General features: G+C 70.8%; 16 protein-coding genes. 7 read left to right on the forward strand and 9 right to left on the reverse strand.

Translation table 11 applies throughout. The features are described 5' to 3' along the window. Nucleotides 1-29: 29 nt before the first annotated feature. Nucleotides 30-920, reverse strand: coding sequence for a hypothetical protein (locus ACFTZL_RS16235; RefSeq protein ID WP_382582335.1), 891 nt, complete (start codon nt 918-920; stop codon nt 30-32). A gap of 191 nt (nt 921-1,111) precedes the next feature. Continuing rightward, nucleotides 1,112-3,079, reverse strand: coding sequence for an acetoacetate--CoA ligase (locus ACFTZL_RS16240; protein ID WP_382582338.1), 1,968 nt, complete (start codon nt 3,077-3,079; stop codon nt 1,112-1,114). 212 nt (nt 3,080-3,291) lie between these two features. On the opposite strand from ACFTZL_RS16240, the gene ACFTZL_RS16245 reads away from it, so the two are divergent. Beyond that, a complete protein-coding gene (locus tag ACFTZL_RS16245) occupies nt 3,292-5,658 on the forward strand; it encodes a TIM-barrel domain-containing protein (protein WP_382582341.1) in 2,367 nt (788 codons plus the stop codon). Between the two features lie 2 nt (nt 5,659-5,660). Here ACFTZL_RS16245 and ACFTZL_RS16250 read toward each other — a convergent pair whose 3' ends face one another. Continuing rightward, nucleotides 5,661-6,197, reverse strand: coding sequence for an NUDIX domain-containing protein (locus ACFTZL_RS16250; RefSeq protein WP_382582344.1), 537 nt, complete (start codon nt 6,195-6,197; stop codon nt 5,661-5,663). Between the two features lie 47 nt (nt 6,198-6,244). Beyond that, the gene (locus ACFTZL_RS16255) at nt 6,245-7,054 is read right to left on the reverse strand and encodes a M15 family metallopeptidase (protein ID WP_382582345.1); all 810 of its coding nucleotides are present in this window, start codon (nt 7,052-7,054) and stop codon (nt 6,245-6,247) included. 129 nt (nt 7,055-7,183) lie between these two features. Between ACFTZL_RS16255 and ACFTZL_RS16260 the strand changes: the two genes are divergently transcribed. From ACFTZL_RS16260 to glpK, 5 genes are all read left to right on the forward strand, one after another. After that, entirely contained in the window at nt 7,184-7,609 is a 426-nt protein-coding gene (locus ACFTZL_RS16260; protein WP_382582369.1) for a Zn-ribbon domain-containing OB-fold protein, read from the forward strand. Then, a complete protein-coding gene (locus ACFTZL_RS16265; protein ID WP_382582348.1) occupies nt 7,606-8,796 on the forward strand; it encodes a lipid-transfer protein in 1,191 nt (396 codons plus the stop codon). Before ACFTZL_RS16260 ends, ACFTZL_RS16265 begins: the two co-directional genes overlap by 4 nt. A 178-nt stretch (nt 8,797-8,974) precedes the next feature. Continuing rightward, nucleotides 8,975-10,627, forward strand: coding sequence for an EAL domain-containing protein (locus ACFTZL_RS16270; protein ID WP_382582351.1), 1,653 nt, complete (start codon nt 8,975-8,977; stop codon nt 10,625-10,627). Nucleotides 10,628-11,335: 708 nt separating this feature from the next. After that, on the forward strand, nt 11,336-12,130 hold the full coding sequence (locus ACFTZL_RS16275) for an MIP/aquaporin family protein (protein ID WP_382582354.1): 795 nt from the start codon (nt 11,336-11,338) through the stop codon (nt 12,128-12,130). A 19-nt stretch (nt 12,131-12,149) separates the two neighbouring features. Next, nucleotides 12,150-13,670 carry a glycerol kinase GlpK gene (gene glpK / locus ACFTZL_RS16280; protein WP_382582356.1) on the forward strand — a complete coding sequence of 507 codons (1,521 nt, stop codon included), beginning with the start codon at nt 12,150-12,152 and terminating at the stop codon, nt 13,668-13,670. An 87-nt stretch (nt 13,671-13,757) separates the two neighbouring features. Here glpK and ACFTZL_RS16285 read toward each other — a convergent pair whose 3' ends face one another. From ACFTZL_RS16285 to ACFTZL_RS16305, 5 genes are read right to left on the reverse strand one after another with little or no spacing between them, the layout of a single operon-like run. Further along, a complete protein-coding gene (locus tag ACFTZL_RS16285; RefSeq protein WP_382582359.1) occupies nt 13,758-14,363 on the reverse strand; it encodes an ATP/GTP-binding protein in 606 nt (201 codons plus the stop codon). Continuing rightward, nucleotides 14,344-17,994 (reverse strand): hydantoinase B/oxoprolinase family protein, encoded by a 3,651-nt coding sequence (locus tag ACFTZL_RS16290; RefSeq protein WP_382582362.1) that lies wholly within the window; start codon nt 17,992-17,994, stop codon nt 14,344-14,346. The genes ACFTZL_RS16285 and ACFTZL_RS16290 overlap by 20 nt, the downstream gene beginning before the upstream one ends. Nucleotides 17,995-18,018: 24 nt before the next feature. Further along, nucleotides 18,019-18,414 carry a DUF742 domain-containing protein gene (locus ACFTZL_RS16295; protein WP_382582364.1) on the reverse strand — a complete coding sequence of 132 codons (396 nt, stop codon included), beginning with the start codon at nt 18,412-18,414 and terminating at the stop codon, nt 18,019-18,021. Nucleotides 18,415-18,423: 9 nt separating this feature from the next. After that, nucleotides 18,424-18,858 (reverse strand): roadblock/LC7 domain-containing protein, encoded by a 435-nt coding sequence (locus ACFTZL_RS16300; protein ID WP_382497466.1) that lies wholly within the window; start codon nt 18,856-18,858, stop codon nt 18,424-18,426. Then, the gene (locus tag ACFTZL_RS16305; protein WP_382582367.1) at nt 18,855-21,938 is read right to left on the reverse strand and encodes a nitrate- and nitrite sensing domain-containing protein; all 3,084 of its coding nucleotides are present in this window, start codon (nt 21,936-21,938) and stop codon (nt 18,855-18,857) included. The genes ACFTZL_RS16300 and ACFTZL_RS16305 overlap by 4 nt, the downstream gene beginning before the upstream one ends. A 420-nt stretch (nt 21,939-22,358) precedes the next feature. Between ACFTZL_RS16305 and ACFTZL_RS16310 the strand changes: the two genes are divergently transcribed. Continuing rightward, nucleotides 22,359-22,817, forward strand: a 459-nt coding sequence (locus ACFTZL_RS16310; RefSeq protein ID WP_382582372.1) for a hypothetical protein, incomplete at its 3' end; no start/stop codon positions are given.

The following is a 22,817-nucleotide window of genomic DNA, read 5'->3' on the forward strand; positions in this document are numbered from 1 at the left end:
CCACTCACGTGGGGCGCCCCTCCCGCGTTTCAGTGGTTGTGTCCCCGGGCGGGCTTCTCCTCCCCGAGGTCGGGCGGCTCGCAGTAGTCGACGTTGGATTCCGGGGAGATGAGGTCGCCGGACTCGACGTCGGTGCAGTAGGCGTCGAAGACCTCTCCCGCGGTGAGGGGGTCGAGTCCGTAGGCGCGCAGGCGCCAGCCGTAGACGCGGTCGGGCATGGCTGGGGCGCTGGCGCGGATGACGAGTCCACCGGGGCTTTCGGTGGCCAGGCCGAGGGCCAGGACGGTGGTGAACTCGAGGGCTTCGGTCTCGTCCAGTTTCAAGGTGCCGCCCGTGTCGGCGGCATGGAGTGCGGCGATGAGGGTTTCGGGCGGCCCGGTGACGCTGCAGACGAGGTGCCGGTCGCCGGGTGGGGCCGTGTCGAGGATGCGGACGAGGAGGTCCGAGGCCCGGGCGAAGGCGGTGCGTCCGAGGTCCTCGCCGCAGGACGTACAGGCGCCCAGACGCGCGAGGAGTGTGGTCGCGTACTCCCAGGTGGCCTGCCGCACGCCCTCGTCGACCAGGGCCGCCAAGAGGTCGGCGAGAGGCTGGCCCTCGTACGGGAGAGTCGGGCCTGTCACCGCGAGCTGGGCCGTGAAGCGTGTGCGGCTCGACGGGTGGTCGGGGTCCAGGCTCTTCTGCGTGCAGAACTCGGCGTAGTCCTCGGGATCGAAGAGGGCCACCGTGGTGTGGCTGCCCTGCAGGGTCCGTGTCCTGAGGAGGCCTTCCATCTGTTTGAGGTAGGTCGCGTGGTCGTCGAAGGTGAAGCTGCGGTAGCAGCGCATGGCTCGGAAGTCGTGCTCGTCGGTCAGCAGGCCGATGGTGCCGGCGATTTCGCGGCGCAGGACGCGTCGCATGGTCCGGCTGTCGGTGTGCGCCATTGTCTTTCCCCCTGTGCACAGTCGATCAATGCTCACTCACAGTAATCGACGGCACTGACAACGAGGGCTGGCGGAGGTGGCCGCGAAGGCGAGCCGTGATTAAAGCAGCAGGTCAACGTGGTTGAGTCCCACGTTCCCCGTCAGCGGCCATGGTGACGGGGAGTGGTCTGACGCGGCGTGGACGACCTCGGTCAGGCGCGTTTGCGGGCGAGGTCCTCGTAGAAGGTCAGGAGGTCGAGGTTGTCGATGGAGCCGGGGTTGACCGCCTTCTCCAGTGGGGTGCCTTGGAGGAGGCGTTTGACCGGGACCTCGATGCGCTTGCCGGTGAGGGTGTGTGGGACGCCGGGTACCTCGATGATCTCGTCGGGGACGTGGCGCGGCGAGAGTTCTTCGCGGATGGTCTGCTTGATGCGGTTCAGCAGGGCCTCGTCGAGGGCGGCTCCGGGGGCCAGGTGCACGAACAGGGGCATCCAGTAGCCACCGTCGGGCTGCTCTATGCCGAGGACGAGGGACTCCCTGATTTCGGGGAGGCGCTCCACTGCTTCGTAGATGTCGGCGGATCCCATGCGCACGCCCTGGCGGTTGAGCGTGGAGTCGGAGCGGCCATGGATGACGACGGATCCGTGGGAGGTGACGGTGATCCAGTCGCCGTGCCGCCATACGCCGGGGTAGGTGTCGAAGTAGCTGTCGTGGTAGCGGCTGCCGTCGGGGTCGTTCCAGAAGTGGATGGGCATCGACGGCATGGGGTTGGTGACCACGAGTTCGCCGACCTCGTCGACGAGCGGGCTGCCGCTCGGGTCCCAGGACTGCAGGTCGGTGCCGAGGCAGGGGGCCTGGAGCTCGCCGACGTGGACCGGAAGGGTCGGTACGGCTCCGGCGAAGCAGGAGCACACGTCCGTGCCGCCGCTGACGGAGGCGATCCACAGATCGTCGCGGACCTCGTCGTGGAGCCAGCGGAAGCCGTCGGGCGGCAGGGGCGAGCCCGTGGTGGCGACGCACTGGACGGTGGAGAGGTCGAAGTCGCGGGACGGGTGCACGCCGGCCTTGCGGCAGGCCATGACGTAGGCGGCCGAGGTGCCGTAGAGGGTGGCTCGCGTGCGTTCGGCGATCCGCCACTGGGCGCCGGTGTCCGGGTAGCCGGGGCTGCCGTCGTAGAGGACGATCGTGGTGCCGGTGAGCAGGCCGGAGACGAGGAAGTTCCACATCATCCAGCCGGTCGACGTGTACCAGAAGAAGCGGTCTTCGGGGCCCAGGTCGCAGTGCAGGCCGAGTTGCTTGAGGTGCTCGACCAGGATGCCGCCCTGGGACTGGACGATGGCCTTGGGCAGGCCGGTCGTGCCGGAGGAGTAGAGCACCCACAGGGGGTGGTCGAAGGGCACCTGCTCGAAGACGGGGTCCGTGTCGGCGGAGGTGAGGGCCGACCAGTCGAGGGCCCCTTCGGGTGCCTCGGTGCCGAGGAGGGGGACGTGGATGACGGCGCGCAGGGTGGGCAGTTCGCGGCGCAGTTCGGCGACGGTCTCTCGTCGGTCGTGCTCCTTGCCGCCGTAGCGGTAGCCGTCGACCGTGAACAGCACGACGGGCTCGACCTGCTGGAAGCGGTCGAGGACGCTGCGGGCTCCGAAGTCGGGCGCGCAGGAGGTCCAGACGCCGCCCACAGCGGCTGTGGCGAGGAGGGCGACCACGGCCTGGGGGACGTTGGGGAGGTAGCCGCTGACGCGGTCTCCGGGGCGTACGCCGAGGGCGCGCAGTTCGGCGGCCAGGGAGCCGACCTGGCGGCTCAGCTCGGCCCAGGTGACAGGGCGTGGTTCGTGCGTCTCGTCGACGTACAGGAGAGCCGGTTCGTCCGCGCGGGTGTCGGCCGCGCGCAGGGCGTGTTCGGCGTAGTTGAGGGTCGCCCCGGGGAACCACTGGGCGCCCGGCATCGCTCGGTCTGCGAGCACGCGCGCGTACGGGGTCGAGAAGCGGACGTCGAACCACTCGGTGACGGCTTTCCAGAAGGCGTCCAGGTCGTCGACCGACCAGCGATGGAGAGCCGCGTAGCCGCCCTCGGCGGGGGCGCCGTGGTGCTCGGCGGCCCAGGCCTGGAACCTGGTGATCCGTGCCCGGTCGATGCGCTCGGCGTCTGGCTGCCAGAGCGGCTGGGGACTAACGGTCGACATGGTCGGCTCCCGGACTGTGCGCGTCGTGTGCGTCCTCCGCGCACGGGCTGGGGTGTGCGCGTGACGCGGCTGGCACGGACAATGCCATGTGATCGACTTCGGCACCAGGGCGCGTCCCACATAGTCCGCCTCGTGAAGATGTGGTCCGGACACGGGTGAACGGCAGTTGAACGCCACGCGCGCGTGGCGCGGTCAATGGCAGGGTGAGCAGCATGAACGGTCGTGACCTGGTGCGTTCGGTGAAAGCGGTGGCTTCGGTGGGGGCGGCTCAGGGCGTGCGTACCGTACGAGCAGCGTGGCGCAGGCGGCGGACCGACGCCACCGGACTGCCGTCGCGAGGGGCGGAGCGTGCGCGGGTACCCGGGCCCGTGCAGGAGGTGGAGCCTGGGCCGGGGGGCGGTGTCGTCCGGTTCAGCCGGTCTGAGCTGCGCATTCTCGTCGCCGTGAACGGGGCCGTCTTCTGGGGCTGGGACGGGGCGGAGCCCGAGCCGTCGTACGCGCTGGCCGGCCGCTGTCCGGAACCCGATCCCCGGGCGGTGCTGGAGCCGGACAAGGAAGGCGGCTGGCGGGTGGTGGCCGAGCGGGTGACGGTCGTCGTCTCGCGGCACGGTGCGGTGGAGGTGCTCACGCCCGGTGGCGTGACCCTGCGGCGTGATCTGCCGCCGCGGTGGTGGGAGCCGGTCGACGGCGGCCCGGCGCGGTGGTTGCAGCGGTCGGAGGTGGCTGCCGACGCGCGCTTCTTCGGCCTGGGCGGACGTGCCGCGGGTCCCCGGCTGCCGGACGGTACGTACCGGCTGTGGAACACCGACCCCGGCCACGCCTTCGCGCCGGGCGACGACCCGCTGTACATCACGATGCCGGTGCAGCTCGTGGTGTCCGACGGCGGTACGCATCTGGCGTTCCACGACAGCGCGTGGGACGGCACGGTGACGCTGCGCGAGGGCGAGGAGGGCGCGGGGTCCGGGCACGACCTCGGCGGGACGAGCGAGCTGCGGATGGACGGCGGTCCGCTGCGCTGCTGGGTGATGGTGGGCACTCCCGCGCGCGTGCTGCTTGCCTGGGCCTCGCTCACCGGGGCGCCCGCGCTGCCGCCCGCATGGGCGCTCGGCCACCAGCACGCGCGGTGGGGGTTCGGCAGCGAGCAGGAGGTGCGGCGGATCGTCGCGGGCTATGTGGAACACGGTCTGCCGCTCGATGCCGTGCACCTGGACATCGACCACCTCGACGCGCATCAGGTGTTCAGCGTCGACCAGGACCGCTTCCCGAAGCTGCCCGTTCTGGCCGAGGAGCTGCGGCGGGACGGCATCCGGCTGGTGTCGATCGTCGACCCGGCCGTCAAGGCCCTGCCCGGCAATGTCGTGTACGACGGCGGGACGGCCGAGGACGCGTTCGTGCGGGACGCGTCGGGGCAGGTCGTGCAGGGAGTCGTGTGGCCCGGGGAGGCGGTGTTTCCCGACTTCACGCACGCGCGTGTGCGTGAGTGGTGGGGCGGCCTCTACGAGGAGCGGCTCGCGCAGGGGTTCTCGGGTTTCTGGCACGACATGAACGAGCCCACCTCGTTCACCGCGTTCGGGGAGTCGACGCTGCCGCGTTCGGCACGGCACGCCCTGGAGGGGCGGGGCGGTGACCATCGTGAGGCGCACAACGTGTATGCGCTGTGCATGGCCAGGGCGGGCTTCGAAGGGCTGCGGAGCCTCGCGCCCCAGGAGCGGCCGTTCCTGTTCTCCCGCTCCGGGTGGGCCGGCATGCAGCGCTACGGCGGGACGTGGTCGGGGGACGTGGCCACCGGCTGGCCGGGGCTGCGGGCCTCCTTGGCGCTGGTGATGGGGCTCGGGCTGTGCGGGGTTCCGTACTCGGGGCCGGACATCGGAGGCTTCGACGGGGATCCTTCGCCCGAGCTGTATCTCCGGTGGTTCCAGCTGGGCGCCTATCTGCCGTTGTTCCGTACGCACGCGAGTCTGCGTGCGGGGCGCAGGGAGCCCTGGGAGTTCGGTCCCGAGGTGCTGGAGCACGCGCGCGTGGCGCTCGTCGAACGCCGGCGGCTGCTGCCGTACTTCATGACGCTGGCGCATCTGGCGCGGCGTACCGGAGCACCGTACGTACGGCCCCTGTGGTGGGCTGCGCCGGAGGATCGGACGCTGCGTGACTGCGAGGACGCCTTCCAGCTGGGCGACAGCCTGCTGGTGGCGCCGGTGCTGGGCCCGGGCGCGGACCGGCGTGCAGTGCAGCTGCCGCGGGGGCGCTGGTACGACACGGTGACGGAGCGGGCTTACGAGGGGCCGGCGCAGGTGCTCGTCGACGCTCCCCTGTCGCGCATCCCCGTGTTCGCGCGCGCGGGTGCCGTTCTTCCCATACGTGGGGAGGACGGCGCGCTCGCACTCGAGGTGTGGGCGCCCGCCCGCGGACGGACCGGGGGCGGGCTGGTCGTGCCGGACGGGGGCGAGGGATGGGACGAGCCGGAGATCGAGCGGTACACCGCTCGGTGGATGGGCTCGCGGGTGGTCGTCGAGCGGGAGGGTGAGGACGGCGGGAGCGAGCCGTCCCGCCCGGTGCGCGTCCGCGGGGCCGGGGAACGCTGAGCTCAGATGTACCGGCCCTCGAACCAGGCCCGTACGGCCACGGTGTGCAGGGGGAAGGCGAGCTCTTCCGCCCTGCGCAGGAGGTGCCAGCCCTCCGTCTCGTCGGTGGCGGCTGAGGGCGGCAGGCTTTCGACCGGGCGTTCCGGCAGGAGACCGAACAGCAACAGGTGCCCGTCGGGCGAGCTCATCGCGTCGATGAGCCGTACCTCGCGGGCGGCCGCGTCGATGCCGGTCTCCTCCTTGAGTTCGCGTACGACGGCCTGCCGCCAGTCCTCCCGGTCGTCGATGTAGCCGCCGGGCAGGGCCGTGCCCCCGCGCGCGGGGGCGACGGTTCGGGTGATGACGACCAGGGCGGTGCCCTTGGTGTCGTAGACGGGCTGGAGGGCCACCGCGACCGGGAGTGGATTGCGGTAGGCCACGGCGCCGCACGCCGGGCAGGGGCGGGGCCAGCCGGAGACGCCCTCTCCGTAGGGCGCGCCGCAGCTCGAACAGTGGGAGTCCGGCGCGGAATTGGAACTGGAGTGCTGAGTTTCGGACACGCGGCGGACTGTAGCGGATCACGGAGAGGGCGTCTCGGGCAGGCGGCTCAGTGGGTGCCGGTGAGCGACTTCCTCGACACGGGGAAGTCGAAGTAGGTGTCCGGGTAGGGCTCGGGCTTGTAGGTGTAGTGCCACCACTCCTCTGCCAGGTTCACGAAGCCGAGGTCTTCCAGGGTGTTCTTGAGCAGCAGCCGGTTGGCGCGCTGTTCGCCCTGGATGCGTGGGTCGAGGGTGTGCGAGAGGGTGTCGAAGCAGTCGAAGCCGGTCCCCATGTCGATCGAGTTGTCGGGAAACCGTTCGCCCTTGGGTGCGAAGCACGGCACAAGGGGCTCTTCGGGGTGGTACGGCCGGGTCGGCTTGGCCGGCAGCCTCACCAGTGTGATGTCCAGGGTCGATCCGCGACTGTGGCCGGACTTCTCGGCGATATAGCCGTCGGCGAACAGCCGGGTCTTGTCGACGTTCGGATAGAACTCGCTCTTCATCACCTCGTCGCCGAGGTCCTCGGCCCAGCGGACGAAGTGGTCCACCGCACGCTGCGGCCGGTAGCAGTCGTACACCTTGAGTGTGTAGCCCTGGCGCAGGAGCTTCCTCTGGGCCTTGTGGAGGGCTTGTGCGGCGGGACGGGTGAGGATGCAGGTCGGCTGGAGGTAGCCGTCGATGCGCTCGCCGACGAAGTTGTGCGGGGTGACGTAGCGCATCTCCTGGATGATCGTCGGGTCCACGCTTCTCAGCGCCACGAAGTCCTTCGGTGCCTTGGGCTCGGGCTTGGCCTGGGCGGTCGCGGTGGAGGCGGTCGCTGCCAGCAAGGTGGCGAACACCGTGATGAGGCCGCGTGCCACGGCGGTCAGTCGTGTCATGGCCCTTGCATCTACCAGGAGATGGCCCCGCCGGGGAAGGGATGCCCAATTCCGGAAGGCCGTGGCAGACTTCTGACGTTCCGTCAGATCCGGCTGCGGGGAGGGACTGTGTCGCGTACACGAACACCTGTGGTGGCGGGGTGGTTCGCCGGGGACGGTGACGCCTTCCGGCTGCTCGGCACGCGCTGTGCGGCGTGCGCCTCGGTCTTCTTCCCGCGTGAGGACCACCACTGCCGCAACCCCTCCTGTACAGGAGGGGAGTTGGAAGAGATCGCGCTGTCGCGACGGGGACGCGTCTGGTCGTACACGGACAGTCGGTATCGGCCGCCGTCACCCTATGTGAGCGATCCGGAACTTCCTTGGGAGCCGTGCGCGTTGATCGCTGTGGAGCTGGAGGCCGAGCGGATCGTGGTGCTGGGGCAGGTGGCTCCCGGGGTCACCGTCACGGAACTGACGGTGGGCATGGAGGCGGAGGTCGTGCCCGGAGTGTTCCATGAGGACGCGGAGACGACCTGGACGACGTGGCACTGGCGGCCGACGGGGGTGAAGGCATGACAGCAGAGGTGGCGGTGCTCGGCGCGGGCATGCACCCGTGGGGCAAGTGGGGGCGGAGCTTCGTCGAGTACGGCGTCGCGGCGGCCCGGGCGGCGCTCGCCGACGCCGGGCTGGACTGGCGGGACATCGGCTCGATCATCGGGGCGGACACCGTGCGTGGCGGCTATCCGGGGTACGTCGCCGGAGCGACGTTCGCGAAAGCACTGGGCTGGCAGGGGGCCCGGGTCACCAGCGTGTACGCGGCGTGCGCCTCCGGGGCGCAGGCCGTCGACACCGCACGGGCCCAGATACTCTCCGGGCTCGCCGACGCGGTGCTCGTGGTGGGAGCCGACGCCGCTCCCAAGGGATTCTTCCGCCCTGCGGGCGGGGACCGGCCCGACGACCCCGACTGGATGCGCTTCCGGATCCTCGGGGCGACCAACCCGGTGTACTTCGGTTTGTACGCCCGACGGCGCATGGCGCTGCACGGCGACACGACGGACGACTTCGCGCAGGTGAAGGTGAAGAACGCGGCGATGGGCGCGCTGAACCCCAAGGCGCGCTACCGCAGCCCGGTCTCCGCCGAGGAGGTCACCGCCTCCGCTGTCGTCGCCGATCCGCTGCGGCTGCTCGACATCTGTGCGACCTCCGACGGCGGCGCGGCGGTGGTGCTCTCGAGCATGGAGTTCGCACGGCGGCACGGGCACGCTGAGCCGGTGCGGATCCGGGCCGTGTCCACGGTGACGCCGCGTTACCCGAACACCGTGCTGGATCTGCCGGACATCGCCACGGACTGCGCGGTGGCGGTGGATCCGCCCGGCGAGACGTTCCGGAGGTCGATCGCCCGGGCGGCCTACGAGGAGGCGGGAGTCGGGCCGGAGGACCTGTCACTGGCCGAGGTCTACGACCTGTCCACGGCGCTTGAGTTGCAGTGGTACGAGGACTTGGGGCTGTGCGGTGAGGGCGAGGGTGTGAAGCTGCTGCGGGACGGGGCGACGGCAGTGGGCGGGCGAATACCGGTGAACGTCAGCGGTGGACTGGCCTCCTTCGGAGAGGCGGTGCCGGCGCAGGCGATCGCCCAGGTGTGCGAGCTGGCCTGGCAGTTGAGGGGTGATGCGGGTGACCGGCAGGTCGCTGGGGCGCGGGTGGGTATCAGCGCGAACCAGGGGCTGTTCGGGCACGGGTCGGCGGTGATCGCGGTGCGGTGATCACGGTGCCGGGAGCGGGCGCGCCGAACTGGCGAAGCGGGCCGCGGCGCCGGCACGGGTGGGCTGGCCGTGCGGCCGCGACGGGGCTTGGTCATACGCTGTGTGACCGGGCCGGAATCCTGCGTGAACGTCTCATGAACTGCGCTTGGGCGCCCGCCGGTGGAGTCATCATGCTGCCGTGCGCTCCTGGACGGATACTCTCCGCTTCGCCTTCCAGCCGGTGGTCAATCTGACGACCGGCGCGGTCGCGGGGCTGGAGATACTCGCCCGCCCGGAGGGCGGCGACATCCTGGCCGAGGCCCGCCGGGATCCCGAGCTCGACTGCCGGCTGGCGGTGTCGGCGGTCCGCGCGGCGGTGCGCAAGGAAACCCTGCTTCCGCTGTTCGTCAACGTGTTCGCCGGTACCCTGGCCGACCTCGGCGGACTCGCTTCGCTGCACGCCGCCGTGCGCGAGGCGGGACGGCTGCCGTGGGAGGTGACGATCGACGTCTGTCCGCCCTACACGCACGTGCCGCAGCACGCGCTGCTGGAGGCAGTGACCGCGCTGCGGGGCCAGGGCTTCCGGATCTGCGCGGACGGCGTAGGGGACGGGGACGTGCCGTTGCGGCTGCTCTCGGACATCGCGCCCGACCTGGTGAAGCTGGACGCGTCGCTGCTGGCGCGGCCGGCCGTGGTGCGGTCGATGCGGACACTGTGCGACGAACTGGGGGCGCTCCTGGCGGTCGAGGGCGTGGAGACCGAAGGTCAATGCGCGGCGGCGCTGGCGGCCGGGGCGCAGCTGGCACAGGGCGAGCTGTTCGCGCCGCCGGCGCGGCTGCCCGCCGCGGACGTCTATGTCCCGCCCCGCTCCCCCGCCGATATGGCCGTGCCACGGTCCGGGCCGTCGGTGCGGGAATTCGTGCGGCCCGCGGCACTGCTGCCCGCCGCCGCGTCCGCGGGTCAGGTGCGAGCGCTGCTGACGGGGTCGCCGGACGTGTCAGGGGTGCTGCTCGTGGACACCGCGGGGGTGCCGGTCCGATCGGTGCACCGGTCCCGCTTCCTGCTGTCGATGTCGGCGCGCTACGGGCATGCCCTGTACGCCGACCGGCCCGCGGCGAAGCTCGGCGACCCGCCCCGGACGGTGGGCGTCGACGCCACCGCATGGGAGGTCCTGGACGTGGTGGCCGTCGGCGGGCGGGACCGTACGTCGGACGACGTAGCCGTAGTGGACGAGTACGGGCGGTGTGTGGGAGTCGTACGGCTCGCGGACCTGGTGCGAGCGCTGGCCGAGACACGAGTGGAGGAAGCGGCGGGGCTCAATCCGCTGACGCGTCTGCCCGGCTCGGACGCGATCACCGGTGAGGTGGACCGGCGGATCGCGGCCGGGCGGCCGTTCGCGCTGAGCTGGCTGGATGTCGATCACTTCAAGCAGGTCAACGACGGGGCCGGCTTCGCGGCGGGCGACGATCTGATCCGGGCGGTCGGACGGGCGCTGCAGCAGGCCGCGGCGGACAGTGCGCGCGTGGGGCACATCGGTGGGGACGACTTCCTGGTCCTCGCCGATCCGGAGGGTCTCGATCCGCTGGCAGCCGCTGTGCTGGACGCCCCTTGGTCGGCGGGAGGCCGGCCGGTCACGCTGTCGCTCGCCACGGTGCTGTGCGCGCCGGGCACCGTGACAGATCACCGGCAGGCGGCGGCCTGCCTGGCGCCGTTGAAGAAGGCGGCGAAGTCGTTGGGCGGGGCGAGTTGGGTGCTGGGCCGGGCGGGCCTGCCCGGACACGAGACCCGCCGGGGCGCCGAGCCGGCACCGGCACCCGCGGGGTGTGGGGTGGCGGAGCCCGGTGGGGGTTGAGGGGCGTACTGGGCGCCCGAGCCACGTAAGGGCCGAGGCAGGTACTGGGCTGTGCGGGGTCTGTACGGCCGCTAGTGGGGGCTCTGGCGCTGTCGTGCGACAGGGGCCTGATCGGGGCGGCGACCCGCCCGCCAGGGCCCTGTACAGAGGCCTAAGGCCGTGCGTGACTCGTGCGGTTGAGAAACCGCCAGGTCAGGTGGATGCTGGTGGCTAGCAAGCGAGGAGTCAGGTGCGGCTGGGCTAGTGCCGACGGCGGAGCTCAGCGGTGGCCGGACACCACCAGCAGAGCCTCGCGCGGCTCACCCAGGCCGTGCGGTGGCCCCGACCAGATCTGAACAACGACCCGACCGGGCGCCGTCAGGCCGTGCAACCGGCCACCCGGCCCGGCAGAGCCCGGCCGCCGTCACATGGCCGTCAACCGTTGCGGTCGGCGACCTTGACGCCCCTTGGGTGCCGGTGAACACTTCCGGTGTCAGTCGACATCGCCGTACATACTCGGCGTATTCCGGCACTGCGGCGCGTGGGCGCGCCTGCGCCAAGGCCCATTCCTCCACGGGCGATTCGGCTGCGACGGCACGCTCGTCACGGATGCCGGGCGGGGCACGGGATCGCGAAATCTCCCTGCCTTCGGCTGAAGTCGCCATGGGAAACGCACCCTGCACGTGAGGACCGGGGCGGACCGTCCCGGGCCACGGCCTAGGAGCCGCCATGACTAACGGAGATATCTTCTTCGGCGAGATGATCGGCACGGCGATCCTGATCCTGTTCGGTGCCGGCGTGTGCGCTGCCGTCACCCTCAGATTCTCGAAAGCACGGGCCTCCGGGTGGATCGTGATCGCGTTCGGCTGGGGCTTCGGCGTGCTGGCCGGCGCGTACACCGCCGCTCCCCTCTCCGGAGGGGTCATCAACCCGGCCGTCACCTTCGGTCTCGCCGTCGACACCGGCGTGTGGAGCAAGGTCTGGGTCTATCTGCTGGGCCAGATCACCGGCGCCATGATCGGCGCGATCCTGTGCTACCTGGTGTACTACGCGCAGTTCGCGGCGAACGTGCGGCAGACGGGAACCACTGAGGGCACGGCGGACGAACCGGTTCCGACGCTCGGCATCTTCTCCACGATCCCGGAGATCCGGAACCCGATCGCCAACCTGATCACCGAGATCCTCGCCACCATCGCCCTGGTGCTGCCCATCCTCGCCCTGGTGGGCCAGGACAGGCACGTGGAGGGCATCGGCATCGGGTTGGTCCCGGGCGGCGGCGGCATCTACGGGTCCGGCATCGCGATCCTGCTGGTGTCCCTCCTGGTCGTCGGTATCGGCCTGTCCCTGGGTGGTCCCACGGGCTACGCCATCAACCCGGCACGTGACCTCGGCCCGCGCATCATCCACGCCATCCTGCCGATCCCGAACAAGGGCACCTCCGACTGGGGCTACTCGTGGATCCCCATCGTCGGCCCACTGATCGGCGGACTGCTCGGTGGCGTCATCTACAACGCAGCCTTCTGAACCAGCCCAAGGGGTAGCCATGACGGACAATGCCGAAAAGTACGTCGCCGCAATCGACCAGGGCACCACATCGAGCCGCTGCATCGTCTTCAACCAGGACGGCGCGATCGTCGCCGTGGACCAGCGCGAGCACCGCCAGATATTTCCCAAACCGGGCTGGGTGGAGCACGACGCCACCGAGATCTGGTCCAAGGTGCAGGCGGTGGTGGCCGGGGCGATCGCCAAGGCCGGGCTGCGCGCAGACCAGCTCAGCGCGCTCGGGATCACCAACCAGCGCGAGACGACCCTCCTGTGGGACCGCGCGACGGGAAAGCCGGTGCACAACGCCATCGTGTGGCAGGACACGCGGACGGCGGCGCTGTGCAACCAGCTGGGCGGCTCGGACGGGCAGGACCGGTTCCGCGAGCAGACGGGGCTGCCGCTGGCCACCTACTTCTCCGGGCCCAAGGCCGCCTGGCTGCTCGACAACGTGCCCGACCTGCGGGGACGTGCCGAACGCGGTGAGATCGCCTTCGGCACGATGGACTCCTGGCTGATCTGGAACCTCACCGGCGGCACGGACGGCGGGCATCACGTCACCGACGTGACCAACGCGGGCCGCACCATGCTGATGAACCTGGAGACCCTCCAGTGGGACTCCTCGATCCTCTCCGCGATGAACATCCCCGAAGCGATGCTGCCCGAGATCCGGTCCTCCGCCGAGGCGTACGGCACCGCTGTCGGCCAGCTCGCCGGCGTGCCCGTGGCCTCGGCGCTGGGCGACCAGCAGGCTGCCGTGTTCGGCCAGGCCTGCTACGACGTGGGCACGGCGAAGAACACGTACGGCACGGGAAGTTTCCTGCTGCTCAACACCGGCAACCGCCCGGTGCCGTCGAAGAGCGGTCTGCTGACGACGATGGGCTACAAGATCGGCACTGAGGCGCCGGTCTACTGCCTGGAGGGGTCGATAGCCATAACGGGCGCGCTGGTCCAGTGGTTCCGCGACCAGCTCGGCATCATCCGGACCGCCGACGAGATCGAGCCCCTGGCGGCGAGCGTGGAGGACAACGGCGGCTCGTACATCGTGCCGGCGTTCTCGGGCCTGTTCGCGCCGTACTGGCGCTCCGACGCGCGTGGCGTGATCACCGGGCTGACCCGGTACGTCACCAAGGCGCACCTCGCGCGTGCGGTGCTGGAGGCGACGAGCTGGCAGACCCGCGAGGTCGTCGACGCCATGTACCAGGACTCCGGGGTGCACATCACCACCCTGAAGGTCGACGGCGGCATGACCAAGAACAACCTGCTCATGCAGCACCAGGCGGACGTGCTCGACGTCCCGGTGGTGCGGCCCAAGGTCTCCGAGACGACCTGCCTGGGCGCCGCGTACGCGGCCGGTCTGGCCACCGGTGTGTGGAACGACCTGGACGAGCTCAAGACGCACTGGCAGAAGGACGTCGAGTGGACGCCGTCCATGGAGGCGTCGGTACGGGACCGCGAGTACCACAACTGGCGCAAGGCCGTGGAGAAGAGCTTCGGCTGGGAGGAGGACGGCGAGAGCTGACCACGCGCGCGTGGGGCCTTGTTCTCGGATGGCGGCCCGTACCCCGGTCGGCGGGGGTGCGGGCCGCGCCCGGGGGGCGACCCTGGGTCAGGTGGTCACCGTGTGGCGTTGGTCGGCCGCGTAGGCCATGGCGTGCTGGACGACGCCGATGAGTGTCTCCTTCACCGACTCGCGGTCGCGGGCGTCGGTCATCAGGAGCGGTACGTCGTCGTCGAGGTCCAGGGCCTGGCGAACGTCCTCGATCGGGTAACGCGGCGCGTCCTCGAAGCAGTTGACGCCGACCAGGAAGGGTATCGAGCGCCGTTCGAAGTAGTCGACGGCGGCGAAGCTGTCCTCCAGACGGCGGGTGTCGGCGAGCACGACGGCACCGAGCGCACCCTCGGAGAGCTCGTCCCACATGAACCAGAACCGCTCCTGGCCGGGCGTGCCGAAGAGGTACAGCACCAGGTCTTCGCGGAGTGTGATGCGGCCGAAGTCCATGGCCACGGTCGTGGTGTTCTTGCCTTCCACGCCGCTGGTGTCGTCGACCGGGCGGCCTGCCTCGGTGAGCAGTTCCTCGGTGCGCAGCGGCCTGATCTCGCTGACCGCGCCGACGAGCGTGGTCTTGCCCACGCCGAAGCCGCCGGCCACCAGGATCTTGAGCGTGACGGGCTCGACCGGGGGCTTGCCGCGCTCAGAACGCCCGAAGATCATCGATCTCTTCTCCTGCTTGATGGGGGTCGGGCGACGGCGGGCCGTAGCCTCCGCCGCCTGGGGTTTCGATGACGAGTACGTCGCCGGTGACGACGTCCGCGGAGTCGCTGCCGCCGAGTTCGGTCACGGTGCCGTCGGCGTGTTCGACCCGGTTGGTGCCGAGAGCGCCCGGCTCGCCGTCCGCCATGCCGTACGGGGCGACACGGCGGTGCTGGGACAGCGTGGAGACGGTCATGGGCTCCAGGAAGCGGATGCGGCGCACGGCGCCGTCCCCGCCGCGCCACCGGCCGGCGCCGCCGCTGCCTCGCCGGACCGCGAACTCCTCGAGGCGCACGGGCAGCCGCCACTCCAGGACCTCGGGGTCGGTGAGGCGTGAGTTGGTCATGTGGGTCTGGACGACGGGTGCGCCGGGGAAGCCGTCGCCCGCGCCGGAGCCCGAGGCGACGGTCTCGTAGTACTGGTGGCGTTCGTTCCCGAAGGTCACGTTGTTCATGGTCCCGGAGCCCTCGGCCTGGACACCGAGCGCGGCGTAGAGGGCACCGGTGACGGCCTGGGAGGTCTCCACGTTGCCTGCGACGACGGCGGCGGGCGGCTCGGGGGCGAGCAGGGAGCCGGGCGGTACGACGATGCTCAGGGGGCGCAGGCAGCCGTCGTTGAGGGGGATCTCGTCGGCCACGAGGGTGCGGAAGACATACAGGACGGCCGCGTTGACGACCGAGAAGGGCGCGTTGAAGTTGGTGGGCAGCTGCGCGGAGGTGCCGGTGAAGTCGATGGTCGCCGCGCGGTTCTCGCGGTCCACGCGCACGCGTACGCGGATGACGGCGCCCGAGTCGGTCTCGTAGGCGTAGTCGCCGTCGTCGAGGGCGTCGATGACGCGGCGTACGGCCTCTTCCGCGTTGTCCTGGACGTGTCTCATGTAGGCCTGGACCACGTCGAGGCCGAAGTCCTCGATCATGCGGCCGACCTCGTCGACGCCCTTCTGGTTGGCGGCGATCTGGGCGCGCAGGTCGGCGAGGTTGGTCTGCGGGTTGCGCGAGGGGTACGGCGCCTCGGTGAGGAGGCGGAGGGTCTCGTCCTCGCGGAAGCGGCCGTCCTCGGCGAGCAGCCAGTTGTCGAAGAGGACGCCCTCCTCCTCGATGGTGCGGCTGCCGGCGGGCATGGAGCCGGGCGCGATGCCGCCGATCTCGGCGTGGTGGCCGCGGGAGGCGACGTAGAAGAGGACCTTCTGGTCACTCTCCGTGACGCTCGACGGTGCGGCGTCGAAGACTGGGGTGATCACGGTGACGTCGGGCAGATGGGTGCCGCCGTGGTACGGGTCGTTGACGGCGTAGGTGTCGCCCGGGCGCATGCCAGAGCCGCGCCGGCGGATGGCCTCTTTGACGCTCGTGCCCATCGAGCCCAGGTGGACGGGGATGTGCGGGGCGTTGGCCACCAGGTTTCCGTCCGGGTCGAACAGGGCGCAGGAGAAGTCCAGGCGCTCTTTGATGTTGACGGACTGGGCGGTGGACTCGAGGCGGGCGCCCATCTGTTCGGCGATGGACATGAAGAGGTTGTTGAAGACCTCAAGCAGAACCGGGTCGACTTTCGTGTCCAGATCGGAACTCTGCGTAATCGCGGCGCGTTCCATGACCAGATGCCCGTCGTCGGTCGCCGCCGCCCGCCAGCCGTCGTCGACGACGGTCGTCGCGCCGGCTTCGGTGATGATCGCCGGGCCGGTGACGGTGTCGCCGGGGGGAAGGCCCTCGCGGCGGTGGAGGGGTACGTCGTGCCAGGCGCCGCCCGTGTGGAGGCGGACGGTCAGCGGCGCTGCGGGGCTGCCGTCGGCGGTGGCTTCGTAGGGGGCGAGAGCGGAGAGATCGGGGGGTTCTGTGATGCCGGTGGCTTCGACGGAGAGGGCTTCGACGACGATCGGCCGGTCGAGCGTGAAGGAGTACGTGGCGCGATGACGTTCTTCGAAGGCGTGCCGCATCGTGCCGGGCTCGGTCAGCTCGACGGTGAGGGTGGTGTCGGTGCCGTCGTAGCGGAGCTGCGCGCGGCGGGTGATCTCGATGTGTTCTTCGGGGACGTCCTCGGCGCGGAGTTCGGCGCGCGCCGCCGCTTCCAGGTCTTCGGCGGTCTTGCGGACGCCTGGCATGGAGGCGGGTTCCAGGGGTGCCTCGACGGACTGTTCGCGCATGGCGGTGGTGTCGGCGAGGCCGATGCCGAGTGCGGAGAGGACACCGGCCATGGGAGGCACGAGGACGGTGCGGATGCCGAGGGAGTCGGCGACCATGCAGGCGTGCTGGCCGCCGGCGCCGCCGAACGTGGTGAGGGCGTAGCGGGTGACGTCGTGGCCCTTCTGGACGGAGATCCGCTTCACGGCCGACGCGATGTTCGCGACGGCGATCTGCAGGTACCCCTCGGCGACCTGTTCGGGGGTGCGGTCGTCGCCGGTCTGCTCGCGGATCTCGCGCGCGAGGGCGGTGAAGCGGTCCCGGACGAGTGCTTCGTCGAGGGGCTCGTCGCCGTTCGCCCCGAACACCTTCGGGAAGTGGGCGGGCTGGATGCGGCCGAGGACGACGTTGGCGTCGGTGACGGCGAGCGGGCCGCCGCCCCGGTAGCAGGCGGGCCCGGGGTCCGCGCCCGCCGAGTCCGGCCCTACGCGGTAGCGGGAGCCGTCGAAGTGCAGGACCGAGCCCCCGCCGGCCGCCACGGTGTGGATGTCGAGCATGGGGGCGCGCAGCCGGACGCCGGCGATCCGGCTGGTGAAGACGCGTTCGTACTCGCCCGCGAAGTGGGAGACATCGGTGGAGGTGCCGCCCATGTCGAAGCCGATGACGCGGTCGAAGCCGGCCAGCTGCGACATGCGGGCCATTCCGACGATGCCACCGGCCGGCCCGGACAGGATGGCGTCCTTGCCGCGGAACTGCCCGGCTTCGGTGAGACCGCCGTTGGACTGCATGAACATCAGCCGTACGCCCTCGAGTTCGTCGGCGACGTGCCGGACGTAGCGGCGCAGTACGGGCGAGAGGTAGGCGTCGACGACGGCGGTGTCCCCGCGGGGGACGAGTTTCATCAGAGGGCTGGCCTCGCTGGAGAGCGAGATCTGCGGGAAGCCGATGCGGGCGGCGAGTTCCCCGACGGCCTGTTCGTGGGTGGGGTGGAGGTGGCTGTGCATGCAGACCACGGCCACGGCCCGGATCCCGTCGTCGTACGCCTCCTGGAGGGGCGCGGCGAGGGCGTCGAGGCCGGGCACGAGCAGGACGGTGCCGTCGGCGGCGATGCGCTCGTCGACCTCGACGACTCGTTCGTACAGGAGCTCGGGCAGTTCGATGCGGCGGGCGAAGATGCTCGGGCGGTTCTGGTAGGCGATGCGCAGGGCGTCGCGGAAGCCGCGGGTGATGACCAGCAGGGTGCGCGCGCCCTTGCGCTCCAGGAGGGCGTTGGTGGCGACCGTGGTCCCCATGCGCACGGTCTCGACGGCGTCGCCCGAGTCGGCCAGCAGGGTGCGGACGCCCTGGACCGCCGCGTCGGCGTAGCGGGCCGGGTTGTCCGACAGGAGCTTGTGTGTGAGCAGCCGGCCGTCCGGGCGTCGCGCGACGACGTCGGTGAAGGTGCCGCCTCGGTCGACCCAGAACTGCCAGCCAGTCACGTCAGTACCCCGCTTCCGCGCTGCTCACAGCGCCCGGAGGCCGTTGATCACGTCGCGCAGAATACTCTCGTCCGGCAGTTCGGCAGGGGGTACGGGCCGGTTCACATGGACGAATTCCGAGTCCACGAGATCTCCGACAAGGACCCGTACCACCCCGATCGGCAGGTCGAGTTCCGCTGCGAGTTCGGCGACCGACTGCGGGATGTCACGGCACAGCTCGACGATGTCCACGTGCTCCGGGGAGAGCATGTGGTCGGCTTCCGGATCGTCCGCGTGCGGTTCCGTGACCACGACCGCGATCAGGTCCAGGCGGTGCTGGCCCTGGCTGCTGGTGCGGCCGCGTGTCATGGCGTACGGACGGACGACCGGTCCGGCTTCGTCGTCGAACCAGTGGCTTCTTCCCTGACCGTCAGCGCTCATGTCATCCCACTACCCGCCTGCGGGCAGATCGGTGCGCGGAGCGGCACCCAGATGTACACCGACCCGCTTGACGAGGAGCGTCATCTCGTACGCGACCTGACCGACGTCCGAGTCGGCGTCCGAGAGGACGGCGAGGCAGCTGCCGTCACCGGCGGCGGTCACGAACAGGAAGGCGTCGTCGAGCTCGACGACGGTCTGACGGACGTTGCCGGCCTCGAAGTGGCGTCCCACACCCTTGGCGAGGCTGTGGAACCCGGAGGCGACGGCAGCCAGGTGCTCGCTGTCCTCCCTGGTCAGATCCCTGGACACTCCTGTCGCCAAACCGTCGCTGGAGAGCACGAGGGCTTTGCGGATGCTCGCGACGCGGTCCACCAGGTCGTCGAGGAGCCAGTTCAGCTCCCCCTTGATGGTCGCGGTGTGGCCGGTCGCCTTCGGTGCGGTCATCGACCGTCCCCCTCTGTCGTTCCTTGTCGTGCTGCGCCGTTGTGGGCGGCATCGCCCTCGGCGTTCTCATCACGGCCGCGCTGCCAGCCGCGCTGGAGCGAGGCCATGCGGCTGCGTACTTCCTCGGCGTCGCGTTCGACGGGCTCGGCCTTGTCCTCCGTACGCGGCTCGGCTCCTCGCTTCAACTGTGGAGCCAGGTTGGCCTGCCGGACGCGCCGGGGCAGCGGCGTGGTGCCGGAGCCGGCCCCCGGCAGCGGGGAACCGGGTGCCGAGCCGGTGTCCTTTGGCGCGGCACCGGAGCCGGCGTCGTGGCGCGTGGGCCCGCCGGTGCTCACCGGCGCGGACCCGGAGCGATGGTCGGATGTGTCCGGGCCACTGGACGCGATCTCCGCGCGACGGGTGCGCTTGGGCAGAGCGGGCGGTTCCGACCGGTCGCCGACGGCGCTGCCGGGCGAGGCCGGGGATTCGGTGTGGTCGGCGTTGCGGCCGGCCGCGCCGATCGCCGGGCGAGCGGATTCCGTCCCCCGGCGACGGGCCGGCAGGGGCGGGGGTGCGTCGGTCTGCGCCTCGTCTCGCCGGGTGCCGGTCGAGGAGTCCTCGGTGCGGCGCCGGACCGGAAGCGCGGGCTCCGGCCCGGACCGGCCCGTGGCCCGGCCGCTCGCGGACTCCTCGCCCCGGCGACGCGAGGGGAGCGAGGCTGCGGCCCCCGATTCCGCTCGGCCGGTGGCCGTGGTGGGCTCCTCCTCGTCGGTCTTGCCCCGACGGGGGCGCTGCTCGGTGACCGGGCGCCCGTGCGAGCTGACCAGCTTGGGGGTGTGGCGGCGGGCCGGGGCCGGAGCGCCGAGCTCGTTGTCCGTATCGGTCCGGTCCCGTCCGCCGCGGGCGTCGCCCTGCTGCTGCGGATCGGGGCGGCCGGCTGTCTCGTCCTGGGCGCGGGTGAGGGAGTGGCGGGGGCGGAACAGGGCGCCGTGTCCGCTGTTCTCGTCCCCGAGGGAGCCGGGGAAGCCGCCGATGGCGTCCAGGTCCACCGGGGACTCCAGCTCGACCGGGCCGTCCAGAAGGGAGGCAGGCAGGCCGGGACGCTGTGCGGGCGCCTGGGACAGGGCGGCGCGGCGGCTGTCCTGCGGCTCGCTCTCGTTGGCCAGCTGGGGACGGTCGAGGCGGAACCCGATACCGTTCGTGTCCGGGATGTCATCCGTCAGCAGCGCGTCGGGGATGAAGACAACGGCGGTGGTGCCTCCGTACGGGGAGGGCTGCAGGGAGACCCGGACGTTCTGTCGCTGGGCGAGCCGGCTGACCACGAACAGACCGAGCCGGTCGGTGTCGGACAGCTCGAACTCCGGCGTCTCGGCGAGCCGGAGGTTGGCGTCCAGGAGCGCTTCGGCGGCCATTCCGAGGCCGCGGTCGTGGATCTCCAGGGTGAAGCCGTTGGCGACCCGCTCGCCCAGGACCTGGACGGCGGTGTGCGGCGGCGAGAAGACCGTGGCGTTCTCCAGGAGTTCGGCCACGAGATGGGTGAGGTCGGCGACGGCCGGGCCGGTGACGGCGATACGCGGAAGGCGGCGGACCTCGATGCGTTCGTAGTCCTCGACCTCGGCGACGGCGGCGCGTACGACGTCCATGAGCTGGACGGGCTTGCGCCACTGACGGGAGGGGGCGGCGCCGGAGAGGATCACGAGACCCTCGGCGTGCCGACGCATGCGGGTGGTCAGGTGGTCGAGGCGGAACAGGTCGGCGAGTTCTTCGGTGTCCTCGGTCCGGCGTTCCATGGCGTCGAGCAGGGTGAGCTGCCGGTGGAGCAGGACCTGGCTGCGGCGTGCGAGGTTGACGAAGACCTCGGAGACGCCGGCGCGCAGCTCGGCCTGTTTGACGGCGGCTTCGACGGCGGCGCGCTGCAGGGTGTTGAGGGCCTGGCCGACCTCGCCCATCTCGTTCTTGTCGTACTCCAGGTGCGGGACCTCGGTCTCGACGTCGACCTGTTCGCCCGCGGAGAGCCGGCGCATCACGCTGGGCAGTCGCACACCGGACGCCTCGTGGGCCTCCAGACGCAGCTGCCGCAGATCGCGGATGAGGGTGCGGCCGACGCGCACGGACAGGAAGAGGGAGACGAGGAGCGCGAGCAGGCCGAGCACGCCGGCGATGACCGCCTTGGCGATGACGCCCATGGCCACCGGGTCGACGCGGTCCTGGTAGCGGTCGTTGGCCTGGTCGTTGAGGGTGCCGAGCTCGTCGAGCACGTTGCCGGCGGCGCTGTCCCAGCTCTTCGCGGAGACACCGCGGGGAGCTCCGGACCCGGAGGAGACGGCCGCTTCCTCGGCCACGCGCAGCGGAGCGGAGGAGGCGTTCTTCCAGAAGCTCTCGTAGCGGTCGCGCTCGGCGACGGGCAGCAGCGGCAGGTTGGCGTCGTACATCAGGGTGCGCTGGGCCACGAGGTCGGAGATGTCGCGCTCTTCGGAGTGGGAGATCTCGCCGACGATCAGGGCGGAGCCGAGGAGGGCGTCCTCACGGGAGAGGAGTTCGCGGGCGCGGGCGAGATTGACCAGCGCGCGGTACTGCTTGTCGAGTTCGACGTTGTCGACCACGTGCAGGTTGCCCAGGAGGACGTAGCAAGGGTCGACCAGCCGGTTGTAGAGGTCGAGCGCCTGAGAACGGTTGACGGTGCCGTCCTCGACACTGCTGCGCAGCGACTCGATGCCTTCGAACGCGTCCAGGACCGCGGTCAGCCGCTCGTCGGTGTCCTCGCCCATCGCGTCGCGCACGTCCGGATTCCGGGCGTTCTCGCGGATGCCGCCGACGGCCTTGTCGGTGGCGGTCCGGCTGCGCCGGAGCGCCGCGAGCCCGTCGGAGGCGCGAGGGTCGGCGAGGTAGACGAGGGTCTGGCGGCGTTCCTCCTGGAGGACGCGGACGGTGTCCTCGATGGGGTAGCCGATCTTCTCCACCACGGACGACACGTTGAACAGGTCGGCCGCCTCACGCCCCGTGAGTACCGTGGCGAAGGCCCAGATCGCGCTCAGGGACACCAGCGGCACAAGAAGAAGCGCCACGATCTTCCGGCGGATGGACTTCCCGCGAAAGCGCATGGCCTCCCCCAGCTCGGGCCCCCGGCCTACCGGGGGTACACATGTGCGTCAACAAACGGCGCGAGCCTACTACCGACCCACAGGGAACTCGAAGACCGGTCCGGAAGGTGAACTTCCGCGCCAGCCACGAGGCATGGGGAGTTGTCCGGTCATTGCAGGAGTTGTCTCCCCGAAACCGAGGGCGGCCGTGGGGGCCGATCGCCCTGACCCGCCAGGGCGGTTGGCTGAAATTTTTCGGTTCTTGGGAATCTTCGTGGTGGGTTGTTCGTCCTTCTCTACGGGAGATGGGGGCGGAATCGGCCACACGAGCCGCATCCCGCATCCGGGCGGCGTAAAACAGCGCAAGCCGGGCAGCCACTGGGGAGCACGGGTCTTCGGATGCGAGCGAGCGGTCTGCTGGCGGTGGGGAGTGACACGTTGATGGGCACGGCGGAGCGGCGCGGGACGCCCAGGGCTGGTGGGGCGCATGTGCCGGGGCATCGGAATCGCGAGGCGACTGATCGCGACATTCCGGCCGAGGAGGCGGAGACCAGGGCTCACGAAAGAGAAGCCCTGGCTCACAAGGTGGGACGCGACGTACGCGAGCAGCACTACAACCGGCCCCTGTGGGTCGAGGAGTCGGCCCGGCGACGGCGGTTGCCTGACCCGGTACGGACGGCGGCCGTGCGGGCGGTGCTCCTCATAGCCGTGACGCTGATCCAGGCGATGGTGGCCTTTCTGTGCACGATGGCCGGGTCCTGGCTGGCGTTCCCCATGGTGATCAGCAGCGTGGTCAGCACGATCGCGGCCACCTGGGGAGCCCTCGACGTGTGGGTGACGCGTCAGGTCTGGAACCAGCGCAACGGCGTGGTGTCCATGCCGAGCAGCACGGCACGGGCC

It is taken from the genome of Streptomyces sp. NPDC056948 (genome assembly GCF_042674225.1).
In the GTDB taxonomy this organism is placed as follows: Bacteria; Actinomycetota; Actinomycetes; order Streptomycetales; family Streptomycetaceae; genus Streptomyces; species Streptomyces purpurascens.